Raw genomic sequence first — 12,284 nt, 5'->3', positions numbered from 1 at the left:
GAGCGCTCTCCCATTGCAGTTCCATTTCGAGGAGCACCCGCATGCCCGCAGTCGGCATATCCCCAGCGGCCCCGGTGTCCCACGGCACCGGCCGCCGTACCCCCGGACCGAGACCCGTGACCCGCGGCATCGTCGCCGCGATGGCCACCGCTCTGGCCGCCACCCTTCTCGCCTTCGTCCCCGCCACGAAGGCGGAGGCCGCGCCCGTCCTGCTCTCCCAGGGCAAGCCGGTCACCGCGTCCAGCGAGGAGAACTACGGCACCCCGGCCACCGCGGCCGTCGACGGCGACGCCAACACCCGTTGGTCCAGCGCTGCTTCGGACCCGCAGTGGATCCGCGTCGACCTCGGCGCGACCACCCGGCTCAGCCAGGTCGTCCTGGACTGGGAGACGGCGTACGGCAAGGGCTACCGCATCGAGCTCTCGACCAACGGCTCCACCTGGTCGACCGCCTACCAGACCACGACCGGCGACGGCGGCACGGACACCCTGAACATCAGCGGCGAGGCCCGCTACGTCCGGGTGTACGGCACCGCGCGCGGCACCGGATACGGCTTCTCCCTCTGGGAGTTCAAGGTGTACGGCGAGTCCGGCGGCACCGGCGGCCCACAGCTGCCCGGCGGCGGCGACCTCGGCCCGAACGTGCACGTCTTCGACCCCTCCACGCCCAACATCCAGGCCAAGCTGGACGAGGTGTTCGACCAGCAGGAGGCCTCGCACTTCGGCAACGGGCGGCACCAGTTCCTCTTCAAGCCCGGCACCTACAACAACCTCAACGCCGAGATCGGCTTCTACACCTCGATCTCCGGCCTCGGCCTCAAGCCCGACGACACCACCATCAACGGTGACGTGACCGTCGACGCCGGCTGGTTCAACGGCAACGCGACGCAGAACTTCTGGCGTTCGGCCGAGAACCTGGCCGTCAACCCGGTCAGCGGCACCAACCGCTGGGCCGTCTCACAGGCCGCCTCCTTCCGCCGCATGCACGTCAAGGGCGGCCTCAACCTGGCCCCGAACGGCTACGGTTGGGCCAGCGGCGGCTACATCGCCGACTCCAAGATCGACGGCCAGGTCGGCAACTACTCGCAGCAGCAGTGGTACACGCGCGAGAGCTCGATCGGCGGCTGGTCCAACTCCGTCTGGAACCAGACCTTCTCGGGCGTCGAGGGCGCACCCGCCACCTCGTTCCCGGAGCCCCGCTACACCACCCTCCAGACCACGCCGATCTCGCGCGAGAAGCCGTTCCTCTACCTGGACGGCAACACGTACAAGGTCTTCGTCCCGGCCAAGCGCACCGACGCGCGCGGCGTCTCCTGGAACGGCACTCCGCAGGGCACGTCGATCGACCTGAACCAGTTCTACGTGGTCAAGCCCGGCGCCACCGCCGCCACGATCAACCAGGCGCTCGCCCAGGGCCTCAACCTCCTCTTCACGCCCGGCATTTACCACGTCGACCAGACCATCAACGTCAACCGCGCGGACACGGTCGTCCTCGGCCTCGGCCTCGCGACGATCATCCCGGACAACGGCGTGACGGCGATGAAGGTCGCCGACGTCGACGGCGTCAAGCTCGCCGGCTTCCTGATCGACGCCGGTACGGTCAACTCCCCGACCCTGCTGGAGCTCGGCCCGCAGAACTCCTCGGCCGACCACTCCGCCAACCCCACCTCCATCCAGGACGTCTACGTCCGCATCGGCGGCGCGGGCGCGGGCAAGGCCACCACCTCCATCGCCGTCCACAGCGACGACGTGATCATCGACCACACCTGGGTGTGGCGCGCCGACCACGGTGAGGGCGTCGGCTGGGAGACCAACCGGGCCGACTACGGGGTCCGGGTCTACGGCGACGACGTGCTCGCCACCGGCCTCTTCGTGGAGCACTTCAACAAGTACGACGTCGAGTGGTACGGCGAGCGCGGCCGCACGATCTTCTACCAGAACGAGAAGGCGTACGACGCACCCAACCAGGCCGCCATCCAGAACGGCGACACGAAGGGCTTCGCCGCCTACCGGGTCGACGACTCGGTCGACGTCCACGAGGGCTGGGGGATGGGCAGTTACTGCAACTACAACGTCGATCCCACCATCCGCCAGGACCACGGCTTCAAGGCTCCGGTGAAGCCGGGCGTGAAGTTCCACAGCCTGCTGGTGGTGTCGCTCGGCGGAATGGGCCACTACAACCACGTCATCAACAACACCGGAGCCTCCACGGTCCCCGCCGGCACCTCCACCGTGCCGTCCACCCTGGTCTCCTTCCCCTGATCCGTCCCCCGCGGGGGCAACGCCCTGCGGTGGCCCGCAGGGCGGGGGACGACTCCCCGGGCCGGGCCTGACCCCGGCCCGGGGGCAGCTCCCCGCTCAACCTGCCTGGCTCTCTCCCCGCGGACGGCCGCCGTCCTCCCCGACGGCGGCCGTCCGCGTCCCCTGATCCTCCCCATCCCCCTCACCCCCTTCAGGAGCCGCAATGCCTGCCGTGCCCCACCTCCGCAGACCCTCCCTGCCCTCCTTGCGCAGACCCTCCCTCCGCCGACCCGCGCTCACCCTGACCCTCGCCGCCCTGCTCGCCTCCTCCCTCACCGTCATCACGGCGCCCACCGAGGCACGGGCCGCCGACCCCCTGATCTCCCAGGGCAAGCCCGCCACCGCCTCCTCGCAGGAGGGCGACGGCCTCTCCGCCGCACAGGCCGTCGACGGCGACCTGACCGGCACCCGCTGGGCCAGCCAGTGGTCCGACCCGCAGTGGATCCGGATCGACCTCGGCAAGCGGTCCGACCTCAGCCGGGCCGTGCTCACCTGGGAGGGCGCCTACGGCAAGGCGTACGAGATCCAGGTCAGCGACAACGGCACTGACTGGACCACCATCCGGAAGGTCACCGACGGCGACGGCGGCACCGACGACCTCGCCCTCACCGGCTCCGGCCGCTACGTCCGGATGCTCGGCACCGCCCGCCCCGGCGGCTACGGCTACTCCCTCTGGGAGTTCCAGGTGTACGGCACCCAGGGCGACACCCCGCCCCCGGCCGGCGGCGCCGTCAAGGTCACCGGCAGCCAGGGCGCCTGGCAGCTCACCGTCGGCGGCCAGCCGTACACCGTCAAGGGCCTGACCTGGGGCCCGTCCATGGCGGACGCTCCACGCTACATGCCCGACCTGAAGTCGATGGGCGTCAACACCGTCCGCACGTGGGGCACGGACGCCGGCACGAAACCCCTTCTCGACGCGGCGGCGGCCAACGGCCTGCGCGTCATGAACGGCTTCTGGCTCCAGCCCGGCGGCGGCCCCGGCAGCGGCGGCTGCGCGAACTACGTCACCGACACCGCGTACAAGTCGACGATGCTCACCGAGATCGCCAAGTGGGTCGAGATGTACAAGAACCACCCCGCGACCCTCATGTGGAACGTCGGCAACGAGTCGGTCCTCGGCCTCCAGAACTGCTACAGCGGTGCCGAGTTGGAGGCCCAGCGCAACGCGTACACGACCTTCGTCAACGACGCCGCCAAGCGGATCCACGCCATCGACGCGGACCATCCGGTGACCTCGACCGACGCGTGGACGGGCGCCTGGCCGTACTACAAGCGCAACGCCCCGGACCTGGACCTGTACTCGATGAACGCGTACGGCGACATCTGCGGCGTCCGCAAGGACTGGGTGGACGGCGGCTACACCAAGCCGTACATCATCACGGAGACCGGCCCGGCGGGTGAGTGGGAGGTGCCGGACGACGCCAACGGCGTACCCGACGAGCCCACCGACGTACAGAAGCGCGACGGCTACACCAAGGCCTGGGACTGCACCATCGGCCACCAGGGCGTGGCGCTGGGCGCGACCCTCTTCCACTACGGCCTGGAGCACGACTTCGGCGGGGTGTGGTTCAACCTTCTTCCCAGCGGCCTGAAGCGGCTGTCGTACTACTCGGTGAAGAAGGCGTTCACGGGCTCCAACGCCGGTGACAACCTGCCGCCGGTCATCAGCGGCATGACGGTGACGCCGGCCGGATCGGCACCGGCGGGCGGGGAGTTCACGGTACGGGCGGACATCCGCGACCCCGAGAACGACCCGCTCACGAACAAGATCTTCCTCAGCGGCAACTACGCCAACGGCGACAAGGGACTGATCCCGGCGCAGTTCCGGTCCATGGGCAACGGCACGTTCGCGGTCACCGCGCCCGAGAAGCTCGGGGTGTGGAAGGTCTACATCCAGTCGGAGGACGGCAAGGGCAACGCGGGCATCGAGACGAAGTCGGTGAAGGTCGTCGCCCCGCCGATGACCGGCACCAACGTGGCCCTCGGCAAGCGCACCACGGCGTCCAGCTCGCAGGCCTCGTACGGCGACTGCCCCTGCCCGCCGGAGCGCGCCACGGACGGCCGGCTCGACACCCGCTGGGCCAGCGACTGGAGCGACCCGCAGTGGATAGCGGTCGACCTGGGCGCACGCCTGCCCGTCCGCAACCTCCAGCTGGTGTGGGACCCGGCGTACGCCAAGTCGTACGAGGTCCAGGTCTCGGACGACGGCACGTCCTGGCGTACGGTCCACACCACGACGACCGGCAACGGTGACGTGGACACCATCGCCCTGACCGAAACGGCCCGGCACGTAAGGCTCCAACTGACGGCACGGGGCACGGGCTGGGGCTACTCGCTGCACGAGTTCGGCGTCTACAGCTGATCGGGTCGAGCGCCTGCGTCTGATCAGGCCCACTTCAGGGGGCCGTTCCCAAGTGGAGCGGCCCCCATTCCCGTACGCCGGACAGCGCGTCCGTACACGCTCGGCGGCGGCCCTACATCGGCAGCGCCCGTACCTGCCCGTCGTCGTCACCGGAGCGCCCGAACGCGGAGAACGCCCGCTCCTCCCGCTGGGCGGCGGCGATCCGCACGCTGCTCCAGTCCAGCGCCTGCCGTGCCGTGTCCTGGGTCCGGTGGGCGGCGGTACGGGCCTCGGCCAGGGCGTCCCCGCGCTCCTGGACGAGAAGGTCGTATATCGGCGTGGTCGTTGATGTCGAAGAAGTGCTCACAAGAGACCCTCCTGCCCGCTCTTCACCGTTTCACCGGCTCGTACGTACGGGTACGACACCTGGGGCAAGAATGCGGAAGCGGCCCGGTCGGCACGGCCGAGGCCAGAACCGGCCAGGCGCTGACGAGCGACGACGGCGGGCCGCACACCCCCGACTTCGGGAAGCTGAAGAACTACGCGCTCCCCGCTCACCTCAACCAGGCGTCGGCGTAGACGACCATCGCGTCCCGCTGGTACGCCGCCAGCCCGTCCGCGATGCGGTCGCAGGTGAGCCGGAAGCGGGGATCGTCGAGGTAGCTCTGCCCAAGCCCCTTGTACGCGACGGCGTTCGGGGTCCTGAACCGGCAGATGCTCGCGTAGTGGATGTCCAGCTCGGCCTGGACCTCGGGGGCGTCCACCGGCATGCCGGCCGTCATGTACTTCGCGAGGCGGATCATCCGGGCGGTCATCTCGTGCTGCCACCACTCCTGGTCCTCGGCGGTCATGGCCTCCTTGGCCTCGCGGGAGATCTCCTCGACCCCCGCGAAGAGATTCTCCGACCTGTTGATCTTCACCGTCTGGTTCTCGCTCAACGCCTTGCCCCGTCCATTCCGGAAGCCGCCCCGACGACCCGGGCCGTGGCCGCGACCCTAGGGGTTGACGCAGCGACAACCTCAAGCGCGAGCGGCAAGGCACAGGAATAGAGGGAGGGGGAGAGGCAGGGGTACATGGCGAACGCATGTACGCGTGGTGGCGGAGGGTTAGGTCGGGATAGCGTGACAACGCCATCACCCTATGTGCGCACCCGCGCCCAGAGGGCGGCCCCCGGAGGTGCGACAACACCCACCGAGGGCCTTACACCCCCAGTGGACAGGACCCACCAGAAATGCTGCGTCATGCTATCGCGCCCTCTTCGGGCTGGACCAAGGCTCCGCACACCGTCGTACGCTCGCTGCGGATGAACAGCGACGCCAAGATCCTCCTCCTGTACGTCCAGGGCCTCCCGGATTCCGCCACGGACCGCCCGCTCGGCGAACTGGCCCGGAAGCTCGACATGAAGGGCCGCTCGTACCAGCAGGCCAAGAAGCAGCTGACCGAGCACGGCTACTTTCACGAGTGGCGGTCCCAGGGCGACGGCGGCCGCTGGATGACGGAGCAGCTCCTCAGCAACACGCCGCTGACGCGGGACGAGGCAGGGGCGGTACGCGCCAAGCTGTCGCCGGAGGCAGGGCAGTTGACGCACCACGAACAGCCGCCCTGCCCACGGCCTCCGAGTGCGCAGTCCCCGACGGTCGGCGGGCCGACTTCTCGGCCGGTCGGTGGCTATGAACCTGAGGAAGAACACGATGAGAAGAACAATCCACCCAACCAACCCACCGAACCGGCTCCGGAATCGGCTCCCGCTCCGGGACCGGAGGGCGACCCGGGCGAGGAAGGGCCTCCCCCCTCCCCGCAACTGTGGCGGGCGGAGAGGGTGTTGCTCTCCCTGCGCCACTCCCGCCGCGAGCTGCTCCTGGGGGTGGGCGAGGCGCGCGCCCTGGCGGGAAAGGCGGTCAAGTGGCTGGAGCGCGGCGTGACGGAGTCGGACCTACGGCACGCCCTCCTGGCCGAACCCCCGAAGGAGGGCGTGCGCTCGGCGTTCGGCTTCCTGGGCCACCGGCTGACCCACAAGTGCCCGGTGCCCGCCGCCCCCGCAGCACCCCCGGAGCCGCCGCCCCCGCCGGTCCGCGCACTGATCGCGTGTACGGGTACGGGTACGGGCGCGGAGGAGCACCTCTTCCGGCCGCTGGGCGACGAGACGGAGTGCGCGGACTGCCGCCGGGCGACGGCGTACGCGAGCTGGATGGTCGAGGCGGATGCGTACGACTTCCCGCCCGACATGACCTGGCGCCAACGCGTCGTGGCGGTGGCGAAGGCGGACGCGCTACGGGGCAGGACGGCCTGAGGGCGGGAGCGGGCCCAGGGTGACACGGGCGGCGACGGGCAGGTGGTCGCTGCCGGTGGCGGGCAGCGTACGGATATGGCTGACGTCGGCGGAACGGGTCAGGACCTGATCGATCCGGGCCAGCGGCAGGGCGGCGGGATAGCTGAAGGCGAATCCGCGCTCGGCCACGTTCAACTGCGAGGTCAACGGCACCAGCCCGCGATCGTCGACGGTGCTGTTGAGATCCCCCATGAGGATCACGGCCCTGACCTTCTCGCCCCGGACGAGATCGCCGAGCATCCGGGCGCTCTCATCCCGAGGCGACGAGGCGAGCCCGCGGACCCCGACCCGTACGGAGGGCAGGTGGGCAACGTACACGGCGACTTCCCCGTACGGCGTCCGCACGACGGCACGCAGCCCGCGACTCCACCCCGCCTCGAACGCACGAGGCCGGATGTCCACCAACTGCTCTTCTCTGATCGGGTACTTGGACCAGAGCCCGACGGTGCCATGGACGGCGTGATGCGGATAGTCGTCCCGGAGGACGTCCTCGTACACGGCCAGCGCAGGCCTCACCACCTCCTCCAACGCAACGAGATCACCCCCGGCCGCGAGAAGCGCACGGGCGGTCCCGGCCGAATCGGGGTTCTCATCACTGACGTTGTGCTGCACGACGACCAGCTCTCGTGCCCCGGGGGCGGGCTCGGGCAGGAGCAACCCCCCGAAGCCCTGCACCCAGACACCCACGGGCAGGAGCAGAGCCACCAGCCCGACACCGGACCGCCGCACGAGGGCGACGACGAACAAGAGGACGACAACGACCCCGGCCCACGGCAGAAAGGACTCGACGAGACTCCCCACCCGCCCAGGGGAGTTGGGGATCACCCCATGAAGCCCCACCACCCCGGCCAGGCCGACGGCGACCCCGGCAACCACCACCCCCCGTCGCCCCTCACCGGCGGCCGGGCGCCGCCGCTTCGCCGCCCTCGCCGTCACGTCACCGTCTGCCCGCTCCACCATGTCTTCCCGTCCCTTGGCCTTACCTCACAGGACGAGTGGCCGGGGAGATCAGTTTCCGAGCGCAGGGAGAGCGTCTACGGCGAGGGGGCGGAGCCCGGCACGCTGTCGCCCCTCTCGTACAGTCTGAAAATCCCCGTCGCCGGGATCCGGACCGGCGTGCAGCCCGCGTCACTGAACGCACCGGGAAGGCTCTTCGTGACCCGCACCACCCCGCCGCGTCCTGTCGATATCGAAGCGGTGTTCCCTGCCCTCGCGGCCCATCGGCGTACCGCGACGCGTCTGCACCCCCGGCACGGTGTGCCTGGGGCGGGGGAAAGTTCGGTGGCGGGCCCCCTGCTGTGGCCGGCCGACGAACCGTGGCCGGAGTGCACTGCGGTGCACCCGAAGGGCACCGGCCGTCTCCTCTCCGACGTGCGGGCGCGCCGTCGCATCCAGGAGGACGCACGGGGACGTGACTTCACCGAGGATGAACTGCGCCTGCTGGACGGCATGACGGCTGCCCGCCACTTCCCGGACCTACGCGACGACGCCGCGTTGCCGATGCTGGCCGTCGCGCAGTTGTCCGCGCGGGATATCCCAGATCTCGTGGGGCCTGAGGACTACGACCTGCTCCAGGTCTTCTGGTGCCCCTTCGAGGCCCATGGGCCCGACCGCACCATCGACGTCGCGCTCAAGTGGCGACGCTCGGCCGACGTCGAGGCCGTACTGACGCCGCAGCCCGAACCGCCGGTCGCGGGCCGCGAAGAGTGCGTCCCCACCAGGTGTGTCGTGCATCCGGAGCAGGTGGTCGAGCACGAGTATCTCGGCCTGCTGGACGAAGGGCTTGAGGAGGCGGTCTCCGCATGGGAGGAGGGGCTCCTCGACGACGACAACGATGACGACGACTGCGAGGACGGCGATGACGAGGACGATTCCGCCTCGTTGGCGAGCTACGCGACGTACGAGGAGTACGAGGCGGCGATGGCCGCGGCTCGCGCTGAGGAACCGGACGAGATCGACTACATGAGTGACCTGTCGATCGCCCCTGGCTGGAAGGTCGGCGGCTTCGCCTCCTGGCATCTGACCGACCCGGCTCCGGTCGACTGCCACGTGTGCGGGACCGCGATGCCGCCCCTGCTCACCGTGGACCAGTGGGAGTGCGACGGCGCCTCGCACAGTTGGCTGCCGATCGAGGACCGGGATGCTGAGAACGACCCGTGCGTGATCAACCCGGTCGGTGTCTATCTCGGCCGCGGCTTGATGCGCGTGCACACCTGCCCGACCGATCCGTTCCATCCGCACCGGCTGAGCTTCCAGTAGGCGGTCCCCACCGGGGACGATCCCGGTGACCACCACGTAGGTGCCGTACGGGACGGATACGACCTCCCACCGGCCACCGCGGTGCCCGCTGATTCCGGCGGCTCTCCTTCTACTTTCGCAAGAGAGGCGCCGCTTCTGTCGACGGAGCTGCTGCTCCTTGCCGCCTCCATCGCCACACATTCCCGCGCATGACCGCTTTTGAGAGAGACAGCGCCAACTCCGCGCGGACGCTGTCCTCATCGTGGACGGCCCCCTGCCTGCCACGCGCGATCACTCAGTTGATGGGCAGTCGAAGAACTACAGGTACTCGACTGCCCTCCTGATGCCTCGACGACGTGGCGCTGACGTCCTCCGCGGGTGCTCCCGGTGCCGAGGTCCGGGGCGTGCCCCATGGCTCCCCCGCGACTGGTCCGGACGAGCTCACAGCCGCTTGAGCCCGACGTACTGGAGGGCCGCGAAGCCGCCGACAGTCAGGCTCTGCAACACGATCCAGGCCGCGCCCACGCCGGTCGGAGACAGCACGCCGGAGATCAGCACCACCAGGCTGAGCACCACCCACAGCAGGTTCGTCACGATGACCGCAGTCAGCCCCGTGCGGTTGATCTCCTTCCGCGTCCCGATGGCCAGAACTCCCAGCGCGTAGAGGAGCAGGAACGCCCCGACTGGGTACTGGACTGCCGTCGTGACGCCGAAGAAGGAGTCGAGGACCGTGGCGAGTGCCAGGTACGCGAGGCCGTTGAGGCCGGTGGCCACCGCGTCCAGCTTGAGCGCCATCCTCGCGAAACTGTCGGATCCCGTCGCTCTCGCGTGTGAGGTAACCCCGTCGTACTGCGTCGAAGCCATGGTCGTCTTCCTCTCGTGCACCAGGGAGTTGCCGAATACGAAGGCGGCTCCTCCGCGGGGCCGCCGAACAGTGCTGAAGGTAGGCGGCCCCCATGGAGGCCATCAATTACCTCCGAGGTAATCAGCCCGTCGTATTCAGCGGTCGGCGCGCACAGTTGAGGATTCCTGTCCTGCCGCTGCCCTCCGTAGGCGGAGGTCCTTCGCAGCACGATAGGGAATGACGCTTTCCCGCACGGGAATCCACAGCGTTCCCGGATCCTTGGTGTGCACGAGGTAGTTACCCGTGATCCGCCACCGACGCAACAAACCGGGCCCAGGGTGCATGGCCGACGGATATGTGCGGGCCGTCCGGCCTTGTCGAGTCGCGTACGCCCACAGCTGCGGCCAGGTCGGCGACCTCCACGCACTCCGTGCCGCTGCCCCCGCTGTACGAGGACTTGAACCAGTGGCCGATCGCGTCATCCATCAAAGCTCCCTGCTCACTTGTCTCAGGAGCGCGGCAGACCGCTCGATGTCGAGGGCCTGCGCACGCAGGTACTCGAACGCCAACTTATAGCGTGCCAGTTCCGCGGGCTTCTCCATGAAAAGTCCGCCACCGATGATGTCCACGTAGACCACGTCGAGTTCGGGGGCCGGGCCGCCGAGGATGACGAAGCTCCCGACCGCGGCTGCGTGGGCGCCCGCTGCGAACGGGAGCACCTGCACGGTGACGTGCGGCCGGTCCGCCTGGTCGAGGAGGTGGCTCAGCTGGTCACGCATGACGTGGCGGCCGCCCACGGCCCGTCGGACGACCGCCTCGTCGATCACGGCCCAGAGGTGGGGTGGCTGTGCCCGCTCCAGGAGTTCCTGGCGCTTCATGCGGATGTCCACCATGTGCTCGATCTCCTGCTCCGAGCACCGCATCTCCGAGGCGCGATGTACGGCTTCGGCGTAGGCGCGGGTCTGCAACAGGCCCGGCACGTACATGCAGGCGTAGTGGTCCTCGCTGACCGCTTCGTCCTCCAGCGTCAGCATGAGGTTCATCGACTCGGGGACGGGATCTGCTAGGGAGCGCCACCAGCCCTGGATCCGGGCTCCCTTGGCCAGGGCGACGAGTGCGGCGCGTTCCGCGTCCGTGGCCCCGTACTCGCGGCAGAGCGCGTCCACCGCCGGCCACTTGACCCCGCCCTCCTTCCGCTCGTAGCGACTCAAGGTCGCCTTCGAGATGCCGACCAGGGCGCCTGCCTCCTCCAACGTGAGGCCCGTGCGCTCACGGAGGCGGCGTAGATCGGCGCCGAGTTGGCGCCTACGGGTGGTGGGTCCGACTGCCATGACGGTGATTCCTCACGTTGATCCTTCAGAGGGTGCACGGCGATGTCTTCTCCGAGCAAGGCGGCGTACGCCGGGGGCGTGTGGTGATGGGCATGCTCCCGAAGCTTCACGATGAGAGTTCCAAAATGAGAGTTCCAGTGCCAGTCTTCTCTGCAGAGTGGTCGCGATAGGTGACCGCGCGTGTGGCGAGAGTGGTGATCGGCATGGGTGGCTGCCGCTTCGGTGTGGTTCGCCGAGCCTGGGACATCTCGTTCCCGGCGGAGCCCAAGGAGCTCGCCGGTCTCAGACGAGTGATCAGGTCGCACCTTGCCGTGTGGGGCCTGGCGGACACCGTGCGGGACGCCCAGCTCTGCGCGACAGAGCTCGTGACGAACGTGATGCGACACGTCGGCGTGGGGACGCCGACCCGTCTGGCCGTCTCGATGAGCGGCAGCCGGCTTCGCCTCGAAGTCGGCGACCCGGAGATCCGGGCGCTGCCCACTCCCGGCCCGGTGACGGAGGGGCACGAGCGAGGAAGAGGCCTGATGCTCGTGGAGGGTGTGGCCGAGCGGTGGGGCGTCGTCCTCAGAGGTGATTCCAAGGTGACCTGGTGCGAGCTTGCCACCGGCCTGCGGTCGTCGGTCGACCACGTCGAAGGACCACAAGTCGCCAAGGCTGAGGCGCTACTGGGCCTGGTGGGGCTCGCTTCGCGGACCGAAGGGGCCCAGCAGGGTCCGCTGAGCGTGGCCCAGGCGGAGGAGGCCGCCATCGACGTGATCGCCGACCTCCTCCACTGGCTCCGGGCCCACGGCTGCGATCCGGATAGTGCCCTGGACCGTGCCCAGATGCACTTCGAGGCCGAGCTGCCCGAAGCCGTATGACCGCATGCTCGTGATCAGGGACGCAGCTACGCCGTTGAAGA

11 protein-coding genes and 1 pseudogene are annotated in these 12,284 nt (G+C 69.3%); 6 read left to right on the top strand and 6 right to left on the bottom strand.

Annotated elements, in window-relative coordinates; all coding sequences use genetic code 11:
- The first annotated feature begins 41 nt into the window (after nt 1–41).
- A complete protein-coding gene (locus tag IF17_RS0119495) occupies nt 42–2,261 on the top strand; it encodes a discoidin domain-containing protein (protein ID WP_030567675.1) in 2,220 nt (739 codons plus the stop codon).
- A 202-nt stretch (nt 2,262–2,463) separates the two neighbouring features.
- Complete coding sequence (locus IF17_RS0119490; protein WP_032772245.1) at nt 2,464–4,662, top strand: discoidin domain-containing protein; 2,199 nt, start codon at nt 2,464–2,466, stop codon at nt 4,660–4,662.
- A gap of 112 nt (nt 4,663–4,774) precedes the next feature.
- On the opposite strand, the gene IF17_RS0119485 is transcribed toward IF17_RS0119490, so the two are convergent.
- Complete coding sequence (locus tag IF17_RS0119485) at nt 4,775–5,008, bottom strand: hypothetical protein (RefSeq protein ID WP_030567671.1); 234 nt, start codon at nt 5,006–5,008, stop codon at nt 4,775–4,777.
- A gap of 187 nt (nt 5,009–5,195) precedes the next feature.
- The gene (locus tag IF17_RS01000000136580; RefSeq protein ID WP_076966298.1) at nt 5,196–5,579 is read right to left on the bottom strand and encodes a TipAS antibiotic-recognition domain-containing protein; all 384 of its coding nucleotides are present in this window, start codon (nt 5,577–5,579) and stop codon (nt 5,196–5,198) included.
- A 293-nt stretch (nt 5,580–5,872) separates the two neighbouring features.
- On the opposite strand from IF17_RS01000000136580, the gene IF17_RS0119475 reads away from it, so the two are divergent.
- Complete coding sequence (locus IF17_RS0119475) at nt 5,873–6,931, top strand: hypothetical protein (RefSeq protein WP_030567669.1); 1,059 nt, start codon at nt 5,873–5,875, stop codon at nt 6,929–6,931.
- Here IF17_RS0119475 and IF17_RS0119470 read toward each other — a convergent pair.
- On the bottom strand, nt 6,911–7,930 hold the full coding sequence (locus tag IF17_RS0119470) for an endonuclease/exonuclease/phosphatase family protein (protein WP_030567667.1): 1,020 nt from the start codon (nt 7,928–7,930) through the stop codon (nt 6,911–6,913). The two genes, IF17_RS0119475 and IF17_RS0119470, sit on opposite strands and share 21 nt — an antisense overlap.
- Before the next feature lie 195 nt (nt 7,931–8,125).
- Between IF17_RS0119470 and IF17_RS0119465 the strand changes: the two genes are divergently transcribed.
- Together IF17_RS0119465 and IF17_RS1000000138630 are read left to right on the top strand one after the other, a co-directional pair.
- Nucleotides 8,126–9,229, top strand: coding sequence for a hypothetical protein (locus IF17_RS0119465; RefSeq protein WP_030567665.1), 1,104 nt, complete (start codon nt 8,126–8,128; stop codon nt 9,227–9,229).
- Nucleotides 9,230–9,449: 220 nt separating this feature from the next.
- Nucleotides 9,450–9,542: pseudogene (locus IF17_RS1000000138630) on the top strand (IS5/IS1182 family transposase); the annotation flags it as partial.
- 107 nt (nt 9,543–9,649) lie between these two features.
- Here the strand turns inward: IF17_RS1000000138630 and IF17_RS0119460 are convergent.
- The 3 genes from IF17_RS0119460 to IF17_RS0119450 all read right to left on the bottom strand — a co-directional run bounded on the left by IF17_RS0119460 (nt 9,650) and on the right by IF17_RS0119450 (nt 11,383).
- Entirely contained in the window at nt 9,650–10,003 is a 354-nt protein-coding gene (locus IF17_RS0119460) for a hypothetical protein (RefSeq protein ID WP_244890522.1), read from the bottom strand.
- A gap of 346 nt (nt 10,004–10,349) precedes the next feature.
- The gene (locus IF17_RS0119455; RefSeq protein WP_030567661.1) at nt 10,350–10,538 is read right to left on the bottom strand and encodes a DUF397 domain-containing protein; all 189 of its coding nucleotides are present in this window, start codon (nt 10,536–10,538) and stop codon (nt 10,350–10,352) included.
- Nucleotides 10,538–11,383, bottom strand: a complete 846-nt coding sequence (locus IF17_RS0119450) for a helix-turn-helix domain-containing protein (protein ID WP_030567659.1) — start codon at nt 11,381–11,383, stop codon at nt 10,538–10,540. The genes IF17_RS0119455 and IF17_RS0119450 overlap by 1 nt, the downstream gene beginning before the upstream one ends.
- 182 nt (nt 11,384–11,565) lie before the next feature.
- On the opposite strand from IF17_RS0119450, the gene IF17_RS0119445 reads away from it, so the two are divergent.
- Nucleotides 11,566–12,243: an ATP-binding protein gene (locus IF17_RS0119445; RefSeq protein WP_244890521.1), complete on the top strand. Its 678-nt coding sequence runs from the start codon at nt 11,566–11,568 to the stop codon at nt 12,241–12,243.
- The last annotated feature ends 41 nt before the right edge of the window (nt 12,244–12,284 follow it).

Origin of the sequence: Streptomyces cyaneofuscatus, from assembly GCF_000718135.1 — a bacterium.
Lineage (GTDB): Bacteria > Actinomycetota > Actinomycetes > Streptomycetales > Streptomycetaceae > Streptomyces > Streptomyces cyaneofuscatus.
The sequence above is the reverse complement of the archived record's forward strand: the minus strand, read 5'-3'. Positions and strand labels throughout refer to the sequence as shown.